General features: G+C 43.9%; 15 protein-coding genes. 6 read left to right on the top strand and 9 right to left on the bottom strand.

What is annotated here, in order from left to right; genetic code table 11:
• Positions 1–46: 46 nt before the first annotated feature.
• The 3 genes from MHI25_RS08880 to MHI25_RS08870 all read left to right on the top strand — a co-directional run bounded on the left by MHI25_RS08880 (position 47) and on the right by MHI25_RS08870 (position 3,741).
• Positions 47–1,729, top strand: coding sequence for an alpha-glucosidase (locus MHI25_RS08880; protein WP_076195084.1), 1,683 nt, complete (start codon positions 47–49; stop codon positions 1,727–1,729).
• 145 nt (positions 1,730–1,874) lie between these two features.
• Complete coding sequence (locus MHI25_RS08875) at positions 1,875–2,738, top strand: AraC family transcriptional regulator (protein ID WP_175618914.1); 864 nt, start codon at positions 1,875–1,877, stop codon at positions 2,736–2,738.
• A 151-nt stretch (positions 2,739–2,889) separates the two neighbouring features.
• Positions 2,890–3,741 (top strand): DegV family protein, encoded by an 852-nt coding sequence (locus tag MHI25_RS08870; RefSeq protein WP_076126458.1) that lies wholly within the window; start codon positions 2,890–2,892, stop codon positions 3,739–3,741.
• Positions 3,742–3,805: 64 nt separating this feature from the next.
• On the opposite strand, the gene MHI25_RS08865 is transcribed toward MHI25_RS08870, so the two are convergent.
• The 5 genes from MHI25_RS08865 to MHI25_RS08845 form a co-directional block, all read right to left on the bottom strand.
• Complete coding sequence (locus tag MHI25_RS08865) at positions 3,806–5,443, bottom strand: ATP-binding protein (protein WP_340395263.1); 1,638 nt, start codon at positions 5,441–5,443, stop codon at positions 3,806–3,808.
• Between the two features lie 209 nt (positions 5,444–5,652).
• A complete protein-coding gene (locus MHI25_RS08860; protein ID WP_232061220.1) occupies positions 5,653–6,354 on the bottom strand; it encodes an ABC transporter permease in 702 nt (233 codons plus the stop codon).
• Complete coding sequence (locus MHI25_RS08855) at positions 6,338–7,258, bottom strand: ABC transporter ATP-binding protein (RefSeq protein WP_076126453.1); 921 nt, start codon at positions 7,256–7,258, stop codon at positions 6,338–6,340. Before MHI25_RS08855 ends, MHI25_RS08860 begins: the two co-directional genes overlap by 17 nt.
• 117 nt (positions 7,259–7,375) lie before the next feature.
• Positions 7,376–8,311, bottom strand: a complete 936-nt coding sequence (locus MHI25_RS08850) for a sensor histidine kinase (RefSeq protein ID WP_076301345.1) — start codon at positions 8,309–8,311, stop codon at positions 7,376–7,378.
• On the bottom strand, positions 8,311–9,027 hold the full coding sequence (locus tag MHI25_RS08845; protein WP_036684414.1) for a response regulator transcription factor: 717 nt from the start codon (positions 9,025–9,027) through the stop codon (positions 8,311–8,313). Before MHI25_RS08845 ends, MHI25_RS08850 begins: the two co-directional genes overlap by 1 nt.
• 158 nt (positions 9,028–9,185) lie before the next feature.
• Between MHI25_RS08845 and MHI25_RS08840 the strand changes: the two genes are divergently transcribed.
• From MHI25_RS08840 to MHI25_RS08830, 3 genes are all read left to right on the top strand, one after another.
• Positions 9,186–10,157 (top strand): phosphodiester glycosidase family protein, encoded by a 972-nt coding sequence (locus MHI25_RS08840; protein WP_340395262.1) that lies wholly within the window; start codon positions 9,186–9,188, stop codon positions 10,155–10,157.
• A complete protein-coding gene (locus MHI25_RS08835; RefSeq protein WP_340395261.1) occupies positions 10,154–11,167 on the top strand; it encodes a bifunctional glycosyltransferase family 2/GtrA family protein in 1,014 nt (337 codons plus the stop codon). Before MHI25_RS08840 ends, MHI25_RS08835 begins: the two co-directional genes overlap by 4 nt.
• A 579-nt stretch (positions 11,168–11,746) precedes the next feature.
• Positions 11,747–13,138, top strand: a complete 1,392-nt coding sequence (locus tag MHI25_RS08830; protein WP_076206321.1) for a SpoVR family protein — start codon at positions 11,747–11,749, stop codon at positions 13,136–13,138.
• Between the two features lie 62 nt (positions 13,139–13,200).
• On the opposite strand, the gene MHI25_RS08825 is transcribed toward MHI25_RS08830, so the two are convergent.
• The 4 genes from MHI25_RS08825 to MHI25_RS08810 form a co-directional block, all read right to left on the bottom strand.
• Positions 13,201–13,641, bottom strand: coding sequence for a GNAT family N-acetyltransferase (locus MHI25_RS08825; protein WP_076184672.1), 441 nt, complete (start codon positions 13,639–13,641; stop codon positions 13,201–13,203).
• Between the two features lie 257 nt (positions 13,642–13,898).
• Positions 13,899–16,685, bottom strand: a complete 2,787-nt coding sequence (locus tag MHI25_RS08820; RefSeq protein ID WP_340395260.1) for an S-layer homology domain-containing protein — start codon at positions 16,683–16,685, stop codon at positions 13,899–13,901.
• A 392-nt stretch (positions 16,686–17,077) separates the two neighbouring features.
• Complete coding sequence (locus tag MHI25_RS08815; protein WP_254857052.1) at positions 17,078–18,004, bottom strand: AraC family transcriptional regulator; 927 nt, start codon at positions 18,002–18,004, stop codon at positions 17,078–17,080.
• Between the two features lie 553 nt (positions 18,005–18,557).
• Positions 18,558–20,453, bottom strand: coding sequence for a PrkA family serine protein kinase (locus MHI25_RS08810; protein ID WP_036684429.1), 1,896 nt, complete (start codon positions 20,451–20,453; stop codon positions 18,558–18,560).
• Positions 20,454–20,481 lie beyond the last annotated feature (28 nt).

The raw sequence follows: 20,481 nt of genomic DNA, 5'->3' as shown, positions 1-20,481 counted from the left end.
TCTCTTTATTTTTTAGGAAGATAACTTATATAAGGAGTGATTTTGAATGAACAGAACCTTTTGGAAAGAAGCCGTTGTCTACCAAATCTATCCCCGCAGCTTTCAAGATAGCAATGGTGACGGGATTGGAGATCTGCAGGGAATCATTTCACGTCTGGATTATTTGCAAAAGCTAGGTGTCGACGTAGTTTGGCTGTCACCTGTATATAAATCGCCAAATGACGATAACGGTTATGACATCAGCGATTATCAAGATATTATGGATGAGTTCGGCACATTGCAGGATTGGGAAGAATTACTGACTGAATTGCACGCCCGTGGCATAAAACTAATGATGGACCTTGTAATCAATCATTCCTCAGATGAGCATCCTTGGTTCGTAGAATCCCGTTCTTCAAAAGATAATCCATATCGCGATTACTACATTTGGCGTCCGGGTGGACCAGATGGTGAGCGCCCCAACAATTGGAGTTCTGTATTCAGCGGCCCGGCTTGGGAACTGGATGAAACCACTGGTGAATACTATCTGCATCTGTTTTCGCGCAAGCAACCGGATCTCAACTGGGAGAATCCGCAGCTGCGTGAGGAGTTATACAAGATGATCACCTTCTGGCTCGACAAGGGTGTGGATGGTCTACGAATGGATGTAATCAATATGATTTCTAAAGTGGAAGGTCTCCCATCCTCTCATAGAGACGGCCTTGCTCCCGGGGAACTTGCTTGGGGCGGCGAATATTATATGAATGGACCACGTGTTCATGAGTTTTTACATGAAATGAATGACAAAGTGTTATCCAACTATAACATTATGACTGTCGGCGAAACTCCTGGCGCTACAGTTGAAGATGCCATCCTTTACACGGACGAGGAACGTAAAGAGCTGCAAATGGTATTCCAGTTCGAGCATATGGATGTGGACTCGGGTCCTGACGGCAAATGGGACGTAGCCCCGTGGACGTTGTCGAAGCTGCGCGATATTCTTCATAAATGGCAAGTGGGTCTGGCGGATAAGGGTTGGAATAGTCTTTATCTTAACAATCATGACCAGCCACGTATGGTCTCAAGATTCGGGGATGACGGTAAGTATCGTGTGATCTCTGCCAAAATGCTCGCTACCTTACTGCACACGCTGAAAGGGACACCCTATATTTATCAAGGCGAAGAAATCGGGATGACTAATGTAAAATTCACAGCCATTGAACATTATAAAGACATTGAAATCCTCAATATGTATCGCGAAAAGGTTACCGAAGGCGGCGCTGATCCTAACAGCGTGCTAAACGCTATTCATATCAAAGGCCGTGATAATGCGCGCACTCCGATGCAATGGGATGATTCTGCGAATGCCGGCTTTACTGAAGGGGAGCCGTGGCTCAAAGTTAATCCGAACTACAAGGAAATTAACGTGGAGCAGGCCCTGGCGGATTCGGATTCCATCTTCTATTATTACCAAAGGCTGCTTGCTTTGCGCAAAAAAAATCCGATCATGGCTTATGGCGAATACAAGCTACTTTTGCCAGAGCATGAGGATATTTATGCCTATACGCGTACTCTGGATGACGAGAAGTGGCTGGTGCTGCTCAATTTCAATGAGGTTCCACAGACTGTTGATCTTTCCGCAGAGCTAAGTAAGGCTACGGAACTTATTATTGGAAATTACCCTGATGATGCACCCACACGGGAATTATTACGACCTTATGAAGCAAGAGTGTATCGATTGAAAGACTAACTTTGTCTATCTTCCTGAGTTATACTATTTAGGATGATTTTTTATGAGATTATCCTTCTGCCTGCTACCTGTCATTAGAGAGCACGGAATAACAGGATTTTGCAAATGCAGCCTGATAGTATGAACTTAAAGGGAGATGACGGACTTGGAATGGCTTATCCGCATGAAAGAAGCTTTAGATTATATGGAGAGCAAGATGGAGGAATCTGTGACCATTGAAGAAATCGCCAAGGTTGCTTACTCCTCCCCCTTTCATTTCCAGCGCATGTTCAATATGCTTACCGGAGTATCTATTAAAGACTATATCCGTAAGCGCAGATTAACTCTGGCTGCACAGGAGCTTGCTATTTCTAAAGTTAAAGTGCTGGATGTTGCACTGAAATACGGATATGACTCGCCCGAGTCGTTTGCCAAAGCATTCCGCAAGGCACATGGAATTACTCCTTCTGCTGCGCGGGAGTCAGGGGTACAGCTCAAGGCTTTCCCTAGACTCTCCTTCCATCTATCACTGAAGGGAGATAAAGAAATGGACTACAGAATTGAGAAAAGAGACGCCTTTAATGTTATCGGACTAGTAGAGGAAATGACAACGAAGGATGGGGAGAATCTGCGCCGCATCCCTCAGTTGTGGATAGAAGCTAATGAAAATGGTACGTCGGATAAGCTGATTGAGCTCGGTGAAGATAAGGATTTATTAGGCATCTGCTCTGACATGAACCATGATAAAGAAACCTTCTCCTATTGGATCGCTGTCGAAGCTACTCCAGAGACTGATGCACAGGGCTTTGCTTCTACAACAATTCCAGCTGCAAGTTGGGCTGTGTTCACCTCAGTAGGGCCGATGCCTGATGCGATCCAGCAGGTATGGGCACGCATTTTCCAGGAGTGGTTCCCTTCCACAGGCTACGAGCACACAGGCGGACCTGAGTTTGAGCTATATCTTCCAGGGAGACCAGACGCAGAGGACTATCGTTGTGAGATATGGATCCCTGTTACGAAAAAAGAATAGAACTAAAAAGACTATCGAAATCCCGATAGTCTTTTTTCTTGTGATTGCCTACTATTTCATTTTGAGAATTGGCATAGTCTTGGTATAATAAATAGATTATGTAGTTCTATAATGATTATTGTCATCCGAATTATCGGTGAAGGAGAATTTCATGTCTACTGTAAAAATATTTTCAGACAGCACTTCCGATTTACCTCAAAACTGGAAGGATACTTATGACATCGGCATCGTTCCTCTTTATGTTGTATTTGAAGAAGGTACCTACAAAGATGGTGAAGATATTACACCCGAGGAAGTGTATCGCCGTGTAGCCGCTAGTGGAGTATTGCCGAAAACGGCAGCACCTTCGCCAGCAGATTTCATTGCTGCATTTCAACCCGTGATTAGCAGCGGACAAGATATTGTATATATCAGTCTCTCCTCCTCACTATCCTCTACATATCAGAATGCACTTTTGGCTGCCGGGGAATTTCCTGAGGGACGCGTACAGGTTATAGATTCGCAAACCTTGTGCGGAGGCATTGCCCTCCTTGTTATGAAGGCTGTCAGAGCTGCTGAAAAGGGCCACTCTGCCGTAGAGATTGCAGCCATGCTGGAGCACAGCCGCAGCCTTGTGGAAACTGAATTCGTTGTGGATACGCTAGATTACTTATATATGGGTGGACGCTGTTCAGGCATGCAGAACTTCATCGGTAGTCTGCTCAAAATCCGTCCTGTTCTTAGACTGGTAGATGGGAGCATCATACCTACCAGCAAAATCCGTGGCAAAAAAGAAAAAGCTGTGGAACAAATGCTCCAGAACGCTTTGGTTCATGTCGATCGAATGGATAATGAGTTGCTCATCGTGGTCCATACCTTGGCGGAAGAAGATGCGCTCTATCTGGAGGCAGCACTACGAGAGAAAACTCAAGTTAATGAAATAGCAATCCTCCATGCGGGTTGTGTAATTGGCAGCCATTGTGGGCCGCATACTGTAGGTCTCATGTATATGCTTCAGGACTAATAACACACAAATCTCCGGCCATTGCTTCTTAAGCAAATGGACCGGAGATTTGTGTGTAACCCCCCTAGTTTGAAGTTACTTCCAGCTCTATATCTTCTGCTCTGCAAGGCAACATAAAACGAAACGTAGAACCTTGATTCTCTTCACTTTCTACAAAGATCGTCCCACCCATCAGCTCCACAAGCTGTTTACAAATCGCCAGTCCCAAGCCTGTGCCTCCATATTTACGGTTTATGGACGGATGCAGCTGTGAGAAAGATTGAAACAATAGATTGAGTTTGTTACCGGCAATTCCTACACCTGTATCCCGCACTGAAAACTCCAACAAAAATTCTTGTTCATCAGATAGTGGAATGTTCTTCACCGATAGGGTCACGCTCCCACGTTCCGTGAATTTCAGCGCATTGCCTACCAGATTCACGACAATCTGCCGCAAGCGGATCGGATCAGCAATGATTATGGTTGGAACGCTAGTATCCATCCACCAACGTAATGCCAGCTTCTTCTCTTCCGCTTTCGGTGCAAATAAATCAATGACGTCTGAGATCATCTCGCGGAGATCAAACTTCTCGGATTGTAGTGACATTTTACCTGCTTCCATTTTGCTGAAATCAAGAATGTCATTCAAGATCTGCAATAACGTATAACTACTGCTGCGTAAAATCTCGGCATAACCTCGCTGCTCTTCTCCAAGTTCAGTATCCAACAATAGATCAGCCATTCCGATCATCCCGTTCATCGGCGTCCGAATTTCATGGCTCATCATCATTAAGAAATCAGATTTGGCTTGCGCTGCCTGCTCTGCTGATTCTTTCGCACGAATGATTTCTCGCTCATTCGTAATATCACTGAAGGCAATAACCGCACCGGCGATCAGCCCTTCATCAATAAGAGGTGCTACCCGATAATTAACAAAAAAACTGGTGCCATCCTTACGCCAGAAGATCTCATCATCTTTCTTACGGATGATTCCATCCTCTATCGTAAGACTAATCTGGCAATCAGGTGTCGAATAACGCGAACCATCACCTTGGATATGATGGATATAATCCATAAGCTTCAGACCCATCAATTCTGTTGGTTGGTATCCTAACATATCCGCTGCCTCACGGTTAATAAATAGAGCACGCCCCGTTGTATCTAGCACAAAGATTCCCGCGGAGACGGAATTCAGAATGAGGCTCGATTGTTGATCCTTCACAGCTACTATTGAGCTATCTTTGGAGCTTATCTCCACTTCGCCCGTGATAGGTAATTCAGTATCTAAGGTGTCCGCTAATTCATCTAGCCAGTCTTGTAACAATTCCGCATGTAAAAGAGCGCTTCCGTTAGCCACTTGGGTAATCGCGAATACCCCGGCGATCCCTTCTTCCGTTCTGATGGGTAAAAGTTTAACGCCTACGCAATCCGAGCCTTTTTTGGGATTCTCTAAATCTTGTAGCTCAAAGCTTGAGGAGTTCCCCTGCAGAGCAGCCTCAAAACTAGCAATATTGCCAAGATTTTTTCTCTTTGCTGATATCGGACTTGTATTTTGCAACTTCGCTTCTGCGCTCAAGCCTAGATGAAAAGTTCGGTTGGTTCCTACGCAGCGACCTTGTCTATCCAGAACGAATATCAAATCAGGATGTTGGTCATATAACGATTTATAAGCGCTCTCTTCCGAAAGCAACCGTCTCAGAATGGACGTCCAGTCTTTATCCACAGTTCACATCCCCTCAGGCTCTCTCATCCATTATCATTACCCCTAAACGAGCAATGTTCATCTAAAATTTAAAATATATTTCATATCTATTATATCAAAATTACGGAAATCAGTCGTAGATAAACGTCAAATCCCCCCTTTATAACCCCAATCACGATGCTTTTTCATCGTTACAAAAGGGTTATAAAAGGGGGTGAATTCCGAATCTATTAGGCTATATCTTTATGTTCAATGTTGCGAATAGCCATATAGGCAATACCTGCTCCTAGCAATCCAAGTGAGATCGACACCGCCGCTAAATTACCTAAGCGAGCTTGATCAAATCCCCCAGAAATTAAGGAGGTAACTAACACAGCTGAGACGATGGTGGCAGGGACCGATTTTTTCTTCATTCCAAAGTACAATGGGATTAGAGCAATACCCGCTGCGTAAAAAGCGTTTGCGCCTAACTTAATCAGCTCTGAAGTGATTACATGAAGGGTCAGTTCACCCGGAATAAGCCCTGCAAAGGAATTGAATCCTATTAGGATAGCGCCGACTACAATGTCTGCCACGATTATGGCAACAAATGTGAAGGCGAACACTATCAATATTTTCGCAGTCATTAGCTTTTTACGTGAGATAGGATACATGAAGAGAAGAGTAATGGTGTTGTTCTTATACTCATCAATCACCAGCTTGCTAATAATAACCGAAGCGAAAATAATATAAGCAGCCTTTACAAAAACGAACACGCCCTCAAACAACTCTGCATAAGAAGCAAATGACGGTTCGCTCTCATTTTGATCAACGAATAAAACCATAATCATAAACGCAAGAATCGCAAGATTGACGATTGCTGCACCTGTAAGAAGCGTTTTTAGCTTATTCTTCCGAATCTCCAAAGATATTAATTTAAGCAATGCCTTCACCCCCAATCAATTGCAGAAAATGATCTTCCAGCGTATGTTGTTTTTTGCTGATACTTTCAATTTCCACATCTGCTAGCACTAACGCCTTATTCAGATCACGTTGTGAGATTCCACCGTCATATATTCTAACTGTAATATGGTCCAGCACTTTGAAATTATTAAGCCCAAGCTTATGCTCCAACACATACACTGCTTTATTAATCTCATTCGTAACCACTTCGATATATTCAGTATTTTGGCCACGAATGGAATCCATCGCCACTTCTTCTACCAGAGCACCCTGCCGGATCACACCGATCGTATCAGCAATCTGCTCTATTTCCCCCAGAATATGACTAGATACAAGTAACGTCATTCCATATTCACGGCTAAGCATCCGGAACACTTCACGCATCTCCTTGATTCCCACAGGATCTAGCCCATTAATCGGCTCATCCAAAATGAGCAGCTCAGGTTTCGTCATGAAGGCTCTGGCAATACCCAGACGTTGCTTCATCCCAAGTGAAAATTGCTTCACCGGCTTTTTATCGACACCTGTGAGCTTTACCAGCTCCAGCGCTTCACCAATCGCTTGCGGATCATAATAGCCCATGTACTCTCCGTGCAAAATCAGATTTTCTTTGGCTGTCAATTTATCATAAAACACCGGATATTCAATGATGCAGCCCATCCGCTTCAGCATTTCGTAAGAATGCTCAGTCATTTTTTCATTAAAAAATTCAATTTCTCCACTCGTAGGTTTAACGAGGTTCGTGACCATTTTCATCACGGTAGTTTTGCCAGCACCATTGGGTCCAAGAAACCCGTAAATTTCACCTTGCTTAATATTCATATTCACATTGCTGACGACTTCTTTACCTTGATAGGTTTTCGTTAAATTTCTTGTCCGAAGTATTGTAGTCAATTCCGCGCTCCCCTTTGTTTTCGTCTCGTCTTCCTTAGTTCTTATTGTACACAGCAGAATTTTCTTTTTTATTACTCGTTTCTTACGAAAATCTTAAGCTGCGCACAATTCTATTCCTTAGAAGCGTAATCTGCGAAAAGTAAGGGTAAACACCGTTCTCACATACGGCTGACTAACCAGTGTAATCGTTCCATTCATTTGCTCCGTTAATCTTTTGGTGATCGTCAGACCTAGACCGCTGCCTTGATAAGCCCGATTTCTTGAGTCTTCCAGCGTATACAGACGCTCAAATACTTTATCCTGGTGTACTTCACTGATGCCTTTTCCCCGGTCCCACACCTCTATGTATACTTTGTTCTCATCACTATAGAGCCTTAATCCTAATACGCTCCCAGCGTCGCCATAAGAAATTGCGTTCGACAACAGATTGGACAATATTCGATCAAGAGCCTCTTCATTTCCCATGAAGTAAACAGCCTCATCCGGAATCTCAATCTCCACCTCACTGCCCTTAGCGCTGAGGATATCATAGAAAGAAAGGATGTTGCGTCTGCATACTTCACCTGCCTCAACTCGTGAAAGCGCAATTTCCCGATCCCCAGATTCCAGCTTGGACAAATCAAAAAACTTGTTCATCAGCTGGATCACTTCATGGGCTTTTTGATGAATCATCTTCATCATCCGTTCCCGTTCCCCGGCCGGCAAATGCTCATCCTGTTGAATGGTCTCAATATAACCAAGCACAACCGTTAGCGGAGTCTTAAGATCATGAGAAATATTAGACAGCATATTACGCATGGATTTCTCCAGCCTTACGCGCTCAATGCTTCCTTTATGATTGATATCCAGCAGCCGGTTCAGGTCAATCAGCACGCTCTGCAGCTCCAAATTACCGCTGAACAGCAGCAATCTTTCATGTGAGCCTTCCTCCATAATGCTGCTTAACTTGTCATGCATATATCGCAAATCATTAGAAGCTTTACGCGAATTCTGATATTGCCACACAATGACGGCGAGTAAGAGCACAATGACAACACCTAGCACCGCAATCATTATAGCTGTTCTCCCAGCTTATACCCGATGCCCCATAACGTCTTAATGTATTCGGGATGGGAGGGATCGTCTTCTATTTTTTCACGCAATCTTCTCATATGTACATTAATGACGTTCTCATCCCCGAAATAATCATCCTCCCATACGCTCGCATAAATCTGCGCTTTGGTAAATACTCGGCCCGGATGCGTCACAAACAGCTTAAGAATATGAAATTCCTTCGACGTTAGCTTTACTTCTTCCCCGTTCTTCAACGCAGAGAAGTTATCTAAATCTACAGTCAATCGGCCAATGGAGATCATTTGCTTCACCGGAGCTTGATCTTCCACTTGGATACTGGGAGATGCATAACCTGCACGACGGATCGCTGCCTTCACCCTAGCCGCTAGCTCGATCATAGAAAAGGGCTTCGTAATATAATCATCCGCCCCAAAGCCTAACCCAAGCGCTTTATCTACATCACTGTCTTTAGCGGACATGATCAACACTGGAACCAGACTCCCCGCACGGATAGTCTGAAGAATGTCAGTCCCGCTTCGCTTCGGCAGCATAAGGTCTAACAGCACAAGATCAAATGGACCACCGGTCCGAAATGTTCTCTCTGCTACTTCACCGTCAAATACAGCTTCAATCTCATAACCTTCTTTTACCAAATAAGACCTGACCATTTCACTGATTGCTTCGTCGTCCTCAATCAGCAGCACACGCTGTGGCATGTCCAAACCTCCCCGTAGTCGAAAACCTCTTCGTTAAATTATACCAATTTCCCGGAGCTCTTACTATTTCGGTTTTTATTTCAGCTTTTATTTCAGTTTCATTAAAGGTAGCCCAGGTATTATGGCCTTAACAACTTACAAAATGAGGTGATGCTTCAATGTTGAACAAGAGAAGTAAGCAAGCCTGGAGCTTCAAACGAAAGCTGCTGATCGTGATGATCATTGTCCTCCTGCTTCTCGGCACAGTGATATATAGTCTGGCAGATCGTTACTTAATCGAACATGTCGAAGTCGTAGTTGCGGATGATGCAGCTACAACTAGCAGCTCAGGAGCTACAGCCGTTACAACTGCCGAAGTTAACGCAACCTCTGACGACTGGAATTACTTCAGCGATGATATTCAGATCCAGATCGACCAAGTGCAGACCGGTTCCGGTTCAGACCAGATCACTTATTTTGTCGCTGATATCGTCCTCAAGGAAGCGAGCAGTCTGCGCACTGCTTTTGCCGACAACAGCTTTGGAACAAACATCACTGAGGATACCTCGGACATTGCTTCCGCGAACCATGCGATTTTTGCCATCAATGGTGATTACTATGGCTTCCGCAATGACGGAGTGATAATCCGTAACGGCACGGTGTATCGTGATGATCCTGTGCGGGATGCAATGGCGCTGTTCGATGATGGGACAATGCAAACCTATAACGAGGAAGAGATTTCTTCCTCTGAACTGCTGGCGCAAGGGGCCGCCGATACCCTTTCCTTTGGTCCGATTCTGATTCAGGACGGGGAGATTGCCAGTGATTTCAGCAATGTCAAAATCGATACCAACTTCGGCAACCATTCCATCCAGAACGCGAATCCCCGCACCGCAGTTGGTATGATCGCACCAAACCATTATGTGTTTGTCGTAGTTGACGGGCGCAATGAAGGGTACAGCCGTGGGATGACCCTTACTGAGCTAGCTGATGTAATGTCCGACCTTGGCGCCACAGAAGCCTACAATCTGGACGGCGGTGGTTCATCCACTATGTACTTCATGGGACGGGTCGTAAATAATCCGCAGGGCAAAAACAAGGAGCGGGGCGTCAGCGACATTCTTTATATCAAGGAGGGTGCAACATCATGACTATACTGATCCCAGCCTATGAGCCCGATGAACGACTGCTCGATTTGATTTTACAGCTGTATAATTTCCAGCTTGAACCTATTGTTCTTGTGGATGACGGCAGCGGCCCGCACTACCGTGGAATCTTCGATATGGCCGAAGCATTCGGCTGCACTGTCCTAACCCATGAAGTCAACCTCGGAAAAGGACGTGCTCTGAAGACAGGGTTCCAGTATATTCAGGAGGCCGGTCTGCCGGATTATGTAGTCTGCGCGGATAGCGACGGCCAACATCTGCCTTATGATATTAACCGGATCGTTGAATCTCTGCGGAACCAGACTACTCCGGGAATCGTACTCGGCAGCCGCCGGTTCACCGGAACCATTCCTCTGCGCAGCCGCTTCGGCAACTCTGTAACCCGGACGGTCTTTTCCTTAACTACAGGTACTAAGATTTATGATACACAAACTGGGCTGCGCGGCTACCCCCTATCAATGCTTGATTGGCTATGCCAGATTCCCGGCGAACGGTTTGAATATGAAATGAACATGCTGCTGACTGCCCATAAAGAGGGATACACCATTACGGAAGAGTACATCGATACCGTCTATCTGGACGATAATAAATCATCCCATTTCCGGCCTCTGATGGACTCCTTCCGGATTTATCTGCCGATACTGATATTCAGCACTTCTTCGCTGCTGTCAGCCCTGCTCGACTTCACACTCTTATTCCTGTTTCAGAGGCTCAGCCATAACCTATTCCTGTCCGTCGCGGCCGCGAGATTGTGCAGCTCTGTCTTCAACTATTCTATGAACCGAAAATATGTCTTCACGGGCGGCAAACGCTCCAAGATTCAGACATCGCTTCCCAAATATTTTGCGCTGGTGATCCTCGTATTGTTGTTCAACTATGGGCTACTCTATTTCTATAATGAAAAGCTGATTATTCCGCTTGTCGCCGCCAAGCTACTGACCGAGGCTTCAATCTTCCTTTTCAGCTATTGGGCGCAACGGAGGTTTGTCTATTGAGGGTTTGGGTACTCTGGGAAGGTTAAGTTCTCTCGACTGCTTATGCTTGTGTGGTGAGCAATCGGGAATTTGTGGAGTACTAATCGGATACTTGTGGAGTACTATGGGTACCTATGGAATACTTTTCGAACACATATGGAGCTTCTATCGGGTACCTATTGGGCACCTATCGGACACAGATGACACTAATCGCAGTATTATTCCACTTTTGGTATGCTAACGGACCCCATTGCCGCTATTGGCAAGAAAGACACCATATATGAGCCTCTTTCTGTGGGATAGCGTCTGTGGGGTCCGAAACCCTGCTCAAAAGGCTGGAAATTTGCAAATAACGTCATCTGAGTCCGAATTCACCGAGAAGGATACCGTTGATAGAATTCGCATACAAAAAAAGCTAGTGCTTCCTTCCAATAATGTATACAAAATCACATTATCTTCACTCAGAAATTCAGAACGTCATACACTCATCTTCTCTCCCATATACTTAAATGGAACAGTCCCGGACGTTGTCGCGGAACCTTTGCAGCCTTGTCAGAATAGGTTGCAGCATAAGCCCAAGCTGGAGGGAGAGAAAGATTCATGCCAAGCGAAGAAATTAATGCGCTAGAGCGGGCCATTGCCGAGATTACGGAAATAGCCACTGGCTTCGGTTTAGATTTTTATCCCATGCGTTATGAAATATGCCCCGCAGATATTATTTATACATTCGGCGCTTATGGAATGCCTACACGATTTGGACACTGGAGTTTTGGAAAAACCTTTCATAAAATGAAATCCCAATACGATTTCGGACTGAGCAAAATATACGAGCTCGTTATTAACTCCAACCCTTGTTATGCCTTCCTGCTGGATGGAAATTCACTGATTCAGAATAAGCTGATCGTTGCCCATGTGCTAGCGCACTGTGATTTTTTCAAAAATAATATGCGTTTCTCCATGTCCAACCGAGATATGGTCGAGAGCATGTCAGCTACAGCAGATCGGATTGCCGGTTATTCTGTAACTTACGGAACTGATGCTGTGGAGAGCTTCATCGATTCAGTGCTGGCTATCCAGGAGCATATAGACCCCAGTCTGATCCAGCCACGCAAGCTGGGCAAAACTCACCTACTGGAAGCTAAGATGAAGGAGCTCAAAGACGCCCCTCCAGGCGGCTCGAAATCATCCAATCCTTATGACGAATTATGGAATTTAGATAAAAGCAATACCGGGCCACAGGAAGCACCCTCTGGAAACCGTGCTTTCCCCCCGGAGCCAGAAAAAGATATGGTCTGGTTTATCCAGCAATATTCCACTGTTTTGGAGGATTGGCAGCGTGACATTATGACGATGCTCCATGACGAAATGCTCTACTTCTGGCCGCAGATGGAGACGAAGATCATGAACGAAGGCTGGGCTTCCTACTGGCATCAGCGCATCGTTCGCGAACTAGATCTGACCGAAGAGGAAACTGTGGAATACGCAAAATTGAATTCATCCGTCGTGCAGCCCTCACGGCAAAGCCTGAATCCTTACTATCTGGGGCTGAAAATCTTTGAAGACATCGAACGCCGCTGGGACCGTGAGAAAATCTTTGAAGTACGTGAGTTGGAATCCGATACCTCCTTTATCCGCAGCTATCTGTCGAAGGAATTGGTGAACGACCTCGATCTTTATGTTTTTGAGAAAAAAGGCCCCGAATGGAAAATCACCGATAAGGCATGGGAAAATGTACGAGATCAACTGGTGCTCGCCCGGGTCAATGGCGGGTCTCCTTACTTGGTCATTGAGGACGCAGACTTCGAGAAGAATGGTGAATTATTTATAACTCATCGCTATGAAAGCATCGAGCTGGATCTGAAGTATCTGGAGCGCACACTCCCTCACATCTACTCTTTATGGGGGCGGACGGTTCATCTACAGACGGTTGTGGAAGACAAAAAGGCGCGTTTTTCATACGATGGCAAAAAGGTGCAGCGGAAGTTTATTTAAACTAAAAAAAGCGGCAGACCTAAACGGGTATTAACACCCTGGTCTGCCGCTTTTTGCTATGACTAAAATGAGGATTCAGATTCTTTTAACGACTTCGAGAAATATTTTGGAGCCTCAACAAATCCTTGCCGGGCATAAAATCTATGCGCATCAGTTCTTCTGGAATGACAATGAACCTGAATTTTATCACAGTTTCTTTTTCTAGCTAAATCAGCGCAATACTCCTCAAGCTTTCGTCCAATACCTTTGCTCCTAATGGCATTGCTCACCACAAGATAACTTATAATTGCAGTCTCTCCTACCAGACCTAATTGGGGTATGTAATGCATGGAAATACAAGCTACCACTTGATCATCTTCCTCAAAAACCAATAATTCCTCGTCCGGATGTAGGATTAGCTTTTCTATTTTTTCTTGCATGAACACTTCTGTATCCGGATATCCCAACTGTTCTAATAATTCCGCTATGTCTTTCCAGTCATCAGCTCTCGCTTCTCTAATCATCTGCTTCACTCCCTGTTATTTTCGAATTACCTTACTTATTGACTCTATTACACTACGGAAGATCATACTCGTCAAACATAAACTGGTTAGATAAAAAAACACCCCAAAATTATCATTGGTTTCCATATGGAAGTTCCAATGTTTTGGGGTGCAAATTCAATCATATACCCGATAAGATTAAGATGATAGGACTGAGCATTGTTTGAACAATTGATATATTTTATTAAGAGTCTTCCGGTAAATAAAGCCGAAGTTCATTATGGCACTAGAATATTTAATAGATTCGGGTCAGACTGACCCTTAGCAATGGTGAAGGTATAGTTAAATGGGATTTGATCTTCACCGTTAAATAAACTATTCACTTGATAAGTACCCTCTGGCAAAAACAACTTAAACTCCCCTGAGAATATAGGGGCTGTGTAAAAAGACTGAGAACCATCTTCATTATTTTTATAAACAGTTATCGATCCATATCTAAAGATTCTTCCATCTGCATTTTTTATCGTTCCGTTGTATCCTTTCGGTATTGTAATGGCTAATGGATTTGGTGTGGTCTTTCCATTATTCACTATAAATCTATAGTCAATTGAAATCCGACTTGACATATTAACAGGATAGAAACCATCGGCTTGATAAGAACCGTCAGGTAAAAATAAGCTATAATTCCCCCCGTAAATTTGAGCATAATAAATATTTAATTCTGGAGTATCTGTTCTATGCACCATAAGTGTTCCAGAAGGAACTGCTACCCCTTCCGAATTAACTATAGTCCCCTTGATTTTTGAAGGAATGACTATATCAATTTGACTTGGCTCAGTCAGCCCATTAACAATTTTGAATGTGTAATATAGTGAAATTTGCTCTTCAGTAGCATAATTATTCTGGTTTTTTATTAGATAGTCTCCATCAGGTAAATACAAAGTGAATTTACCATCTTTGATCGGCGCACTGAACCCGACAGATAAATTAGGTTCTATTCTTAAAATTAATAACGAACCATTACTTATTGAGGTACCATCTTGATATTTTATAGTTCCTTCATGCCTCTCTGGAATTACAATATCAAGCGAGCTAGGAATAGGTTTCTCATTAGATACCTTAAAGGTATAGAAAAGCGAAATAAAATCTGAAGAATTCAAATCAGATACTTTTGTGATCTGGTAATCCCCATCGTACAAATTAATACTGAATTTCCCGTCAACCAATTTAGTTTCATAACCAATAGTCATATTATCTTGAACTTTACTTATATAAAGAATACCCTCTTTAAATATTTCCTTCCCATCTGCACGTATAATAGTTCCATTTACATTATACTGTTCTGGTTGCGGTGTTGGCCCTGGCGGTGTCGGTTCCGGAGTAAAAGTCGGCACCATTGTCGGAATTGGAGACAACGTTGGCAGTGGAGTCACGTCTGGCGTTGCTGATGGCGTGACTGTCGGTGTTTCTGTTGGCGTTGCCGCTGGTGTCGCTGTTGGCGTTACTGTTGGCGTTGCCGCTGGTGTCGCTGTTGGCGTTGCCGTTGGTGTCGCTGTTGGCGTTGCCGCTGGTGTCGCTGTTGGCGTTGCCGCTGGTGTCGCTGTTGGCGTTGCTGTTGGCGTTGCCGCTGGTGTCGCTGTTGGCGTTACTGTTCCATCTGATGTTCCCGGGGACACTGGTGAAATTGGTGTTGTTACTGCTGGTGCCTGTGTAGGTGTTGCTGCCGGTCTATTTACACCACCAATATTCACATTCACATTTGATGGGACATCTTTTCCAGCTTCTAAATTGCGTGGAGCATGTTCCATAGTAATTCCAGATGCATTTATAACCGCTTGATCAATAGTCCCATTCCCTACAACATTCGTGCTAGCGTTCATAATCAAAGAAAGAATACTAGCCCCATTGTTTAGCTTATTTCCACTTGCATCTTTATTAAAACTAAAATTTTGAACGCTGCCTTGTGGCAATCCAATATTGATATTTTGCGCCAAAACATTTACATTCTTAAAGCTTCCAAGCAAACTCATCTGCGAGTCTTTAGGAAGCGCTTTGGATAGAGTAACTGTATGAATAGTAGCCCCACTAGAAGATTGAATTGTTGCAGGGGATTGAACTTGAATATCACTAATAACTGTAGAGCCTTCAACAACAATTCTAATAATCCCTGTCTTCTTATCAATGATCACCGAGGTTAGTCTAGCATTCTCAAAATGAACACTATGCGCTCCCCCACCGCTAACCGTAGTAACACCGTTAACAGAAACATTTTTTAAAAACACTTCTCCCTCAGCAATTCCTTCTGCTAGTAATAAGTTCCCTAAGATCGTCATGTTTTGTAGAGTTACATCAGAAGAGTTAATGATTACGTTTTGGCTTACTTTCTCTTCCCCTGTTGCAGGACCATAAGTACCCGCTATATCGTAAGAGAGGGTTCCAAATGAGGATTCACCCTTGATTGTTAACGATCTGTCCAAAATTACAACAGCCTCAGCACGAGTAGTAAACGATTCGGGATGAAAGGTGTTATCTGAATACCCCGACATAATACCCTTATCGTATACAGAGCCGATAGCTACTTTACTCCATAAAGGACTTGTTGATGTGTCGCTAAATTTATTAGCAGAATCGGAAGAAGGCAGTGCAAGTAATTTACTAACAATCACTGCAAACTCTTGACGTGTTACCTTTTTATTAGGTCCAAAGGATCCATCTGAATAACCTTGTATGTAACCAGCAGCATTTGCCGCTAAAAGACTAGAATAATACCAGTCTGAAGCTTTTACATCTTTAAAAGAACGCTCCTCCAACTCAACAAATCCAAATGACTTATTGATTAATGCAACCAATTCAGCCCTAGTAATCGAATGGTCAGGTTTAAAGCCCCCATCTGGATAACCTGATATTAGCCCCTTCTCCATCCATTTAGAAATTTGCGCTTCCGCCCAACTCCCTTGAATATCTGAAACCTTACTTGCGAAAACAGTACCTAAAGGTAATGAAGTTAAACAAACAATAAGCATGAATACAATAGCCTTTTTAGATAAAATCTTTTTAATAACCACGTTTCTCCTCCTACTTATCTACGAAATGAACTACAAACCACTTCTAATCCCTTAACTTCTAGTACAATAGTGCTAGATAATTCATAGAGATCATATCATATTGTTTTTTACATGGGTGTCTCTTTTTGTCGAGAGTAAGCAGATTTCATGTCTAAAAAATCCACCTAGGGATAGTCCTTTTAAGCATTAAAAAAAAGTCCGCAACTTAACCGTTGCGGACCTCCATCGACACCCTCATATCAACTTAATAACTGCACATGGCAAATGCTCAGGTGAACGTAACGTAAGGAAGTTTGAAAATGTAGGTCCGTAGCGTTCGCCTTTGTCAGCGACCTAAAGTCTAAACATTTCTGAAATTACAATTATCACCGCGCGGTCTTTGCCCTTATCGACTATTCAGTCAACTTTTTCACAGGAACGTAAATCTCCATCACTGTATCTGGCCGCGAATGGCAGCGTTCATCGTAAAACTCAAAATCCAGCTTAGTCTCGTCATAAACGTAACCACTGTCCTTAAACCATTCTTCGAAGATGTACTTCCAGCTGCTTTTTATGACTTGGGCAAACTCTATTTGCTCTGTATCCGTTGAAGTATCCACTGGAGGTGTTGTAAACACGGCATATTCGGCTTCTGGCACATCCATCGTCAACATATCAGCTTCTACCTTGGAGTAGTCCTCAACAATAACACCCAAAAGATAGGTGGCATTGCCGTTATCTGAAGACGGAATACATAAACCAACTTCTCCGTGTTTAGGCGGGTTTAGTATTTTATACATTTTGGACTCCAGGTTTTCACCCTCATAATGGCTCCAAAAAGAAGCAATATCCTTAGTGTACATACTACCCGCAACATTAGTTTGGATACCATAACCAGCCACCTTAAAAGCAGGCTTACGAACAAAAACAGGATTCATAATATAACCTCCGATATCAAATATTGAATTTCCTTTACTAAACCCATCCATCCGTGCCGCATATTGTGTCGGACTATAACCAAAGGTTTTGCGAAAAGCTTTAGTAAAGCCACTTTGTGTTTCAAAACCATAGTCCAGCGCAATATCAATGATCTTTTTTCCAGCAAATAATTCAATTGAGGCTAAGGATAATTTTCGGCTCCGCACATACTCCATCACAGACATTTCTTTGCACAAGCTAAACACTCGGCAAAAATGATACACCGAATATCCGACCTCCGTCGCTATTTCTTCCACCGTTATATTTTCTTTGATATGAGCTTCTATATATTCAATACATTTTTCTATATCTTTACTGTAATTCAAGTGCAGCACCAGCCTTTCCCCGTACGGTGATTTCATTATATCAACTGCGCTGGAGATGGACTGTTCCTGTTTTGCTGAGCTGCATTATTGCCTGTATAAAAAAACAGAGCAGTGATCCTCCATTTACAAAAGGATCATAACTCTGCGTATTCTTAGTCACCATCATTTTGGGTAAGCCTCGAAGTAGACAACGCTGGATCCACGTAACTACTTACTCTTCAGTTCTGTTGCTCCCAACGACTGACTAAAGGACCCAGATGACGTTAATTGCAAAAATATCGCCTTTTGAGCGGAGTTTCGGACTCCAGTGCAGCTATTAGTCAAAAACGGCTCATATTTAGGGTTTTTCCTGCTAATAGCGACCATGGGGTCCGATAGCCTGCGAAATATGCTCAAAATCTACGTTTAGGGTCACCTGTGTCCTTTAGCAACTTCCTACGCACAACAGCCACATTAGTCAGACGGGTTGCGGCGTTTAGATTAACATTAGGAGGGTAAAAGGAGGAAGATACAACATGGAAGGCAAAAAAAGAGTGCTCCACAGCCATTTTCATGGCTTTTGGAACACCCCGCATAAATGAATTCTTTTTTAACGGTTAAGCAGACTTCCCACGTATTTCAACAGCTCGTTGGCGCAAATTGGGCAGTAGTGATGTCCATCAATAAGTCTGGCGCATACCTCGTTAATTCGTTTGAGCTGACTTTCATCAGGTGTTTTGGACGAGGTGGTGATTTTGACAATATCTTTGAGATCTGTGAACAGCTTTTTCTCAATCGCTTCCCGCAGGCGGTCGTGGTTGTTGTACTCGAATTTCTTCCCTTTGCGTGAATACGCGGAAATCCGGATCAGGATCTCTTCACGGAACGCTTTTTTTGCATTCTCAGAGATTCCAATTTGCTCTTCAATCGAACGCATTAACCGCTCATCCGGCTCCATTTCCTCATCCGTCAGCGGATCACGAATTTTCGACCAATTGCAGAAAGCTTCGATATTATCTAGATAATTCTCGAAAAGTGTCTTCGCAGATTCCTCAAAGGAGTAGACAAATGCCTTTTGTACTTCGCTTTTCGCTAAAATATCATATTCCTTGCGGGCAATGGAGATGAAGTTCAGATAACGCTCCCGCTCCTCTTTTGTAATCGATGGATGCTGATCCAGGCCATCCTTTATCGCCCGCAGGACATCCAGTGCGTTCATGCACTGCAGATCTCCTTTGATCAGAGCGCTGGAAATGCGGTTGATAACATAACGCGGATCAATTCCGGACATGCCCTCATCTAAATACTCCGTTTGCATCTCTTTAAGATCGGCCTCTTTATAGCCTTCGACCTCTTCGCCATCGTACATCCGCAGCTTTTTGATCAGATCCATACCTTGTTTTTTGCTTTCTTTAAGACGGGTTAGGATAGAAAAAATAGCGGCGGCACGCAGCGCATGTGGTGCAATATGCACATGACTCATATCACTCTGGGCGATCAGCTTCGCGTAGATTTTTTCCTCTTCCGAAACTCTGAGGTTATACGGAACAGGCATAACAATCATACGGGATTGGAGCGCTTCATTCTTTTTATTAGAAATAAACGACTTATACTCGGTTTCATTTGTATGAGCAATTATCATTTCGTCCGCACTTATCAACGCGAAGCGGCCAGCCTTGAAATTGCCTTCTTGCGTCAGTGACAGCAGGTTCCATAAAAACTTTTCGTCGCATTTGAGCATTTCCTGAAATTCCATCAGCCCACGGTTAGCTTTGTTCAACTCACCATCAAAACGGTAGGCACGCGGATCAGATTCCGAACCAAATTCAGTAATGGTCGAAAAATCAATACTTCCTGTCAAATCGGCGATATCCTGAGACTTCGGATCAGATGGACTAAAAGTACCAATCCCTACCCGCTCTTCTTCTGACAAAATAACACGCGTCACTTTAACCTGCTCAATGTCACCAGCATAATCATTTCTTAGACGCATCTGGCAGGATGGGCACAAGTTGCCCTCAATACGTACACCAAGTTCCTTCTCAATCTCCGGACGGAGCTCCAGCGGGATCAAATGCAGCGGGTCCTCATGCATCGGGCAGCCTTCTATTGCGTATACCGCACCCGCATCTGTCCGCGAGTACTGTTCCAAACCACGTTTAAGCAGCGTGACCAGGGTCGATTTCCCCCCACTGACAGGTCCCATCAATAACAAAATCCGTTTGCGAACATCAAGCCGACGTGCTGCAGAGTGAAAATATTCCTCGACCAACTTTTCGACTGCACGATCAAGTCCAAAAATCTCCTGTTCAAAAAACTTATACCGTTTGCGTCCGTTTATGTCCTCTACGCCGTGCGACTTAATCATGTCATAAACGCGGGAGTGAGCGGTTTTTGCGGGAGAGGGGTCTTTTCTCAACAGTTCTATATACTGCTTGAAGGTGCCGCTCCACGCCAACCGGTCGTTCTCAGCCCGATACGAAGCTATACGCTCAAAAATGTCCATTGCTCGCTGCCTCCTCTTGCGCTCCTAC

The sequence above is a fragment of the Paenibacillus sp. FSL E2-0177 genome (assembly GCF_037992975.1).
GTDB lineage: Bacteria > Bacillota > Bacilli > Paenibacillales > Paenibacillaceae > Paenibacillus_AQ > Paenibacillus_AQ odorifer.
This window is presented reverse-complemented; position numbering and strand designations above follow the sequence as displayed.

Excerpts from the sequence above, each read along its gene's own strand:
- MHI25_RS08850 (WP_076301345.1), bottom strand. The coding sequence starts at position 8,311 with ATGATTGCGGTGCTAGGTGTTGTCATTGTGCTCTTACTCGCCGTCATT.
- MHI25_RS08810 (WP_036684429.1), bottom strand. The coding sequence starts at position 20,453 with ATGGACATTTTTGAGCGTATAGCTTCGTATCGGGCTGAGAACGACCGG.
- MHI25_RS08840 (WP_340395262.1), top strand. The coding sequence starts at position 9,186 with ATGTTGAACAAGAGAAGTAAGCAAGCCTGGAGCTTCAAACGAAAGCTG.
- MHI25_RS08825 (WP_076184672.1), bottom strand. The coding sequence starts at position 13,641 with ATGATTAGAGAAGCGAGAGCTGATGACTGGAAAGACATAGCGGAATTA.
- MHI25_RS08830 (WP_076206321.1), top strand. The coding sequence starts at position 11,747 with ATGCCAAGCGAAGAAATTAATGCGCTAGAGCGGGCCATTGCCGAGATT.
- MHI25_RS08845 (WP_036684414.1), bottom strand. The coding sequence starts at position 9,027 with ATGCCACAGCGTGTGCTGCTGATTGAGGACGACGAAGCAATCAGTGAA.
- MHI25_RS08880 (WP_076195084.1), top strand. The coding sequence starts at position 47 with ATGAACAGAACCTTTTGGAAAGAAGCCGTTGTCTACCAAATCTATCCC.
- MHI25_RS08870 (WP_076126458.1), top strand. The coding sequence starts at position 2,890 with ATGTCTACTGTAAAAATATTTTCAGACAGCACTTCCGATTTACCTCAA.
- MHI25_RS08815 (WP_254857052.1), bottom strand. The coding sequence starts at position 18,004 with ATGAAATCACCGTACGGGGAAAGGCTGGTGCTGCACTTGAATTACAGT.
- MHI25_RS08835 (WP_340395261.1), top strand. The coding sequence starts at position 10,154 with ATGACTATACTGATCCCAGCCTATGAGCCCGATGAACGACTGCTCGAT.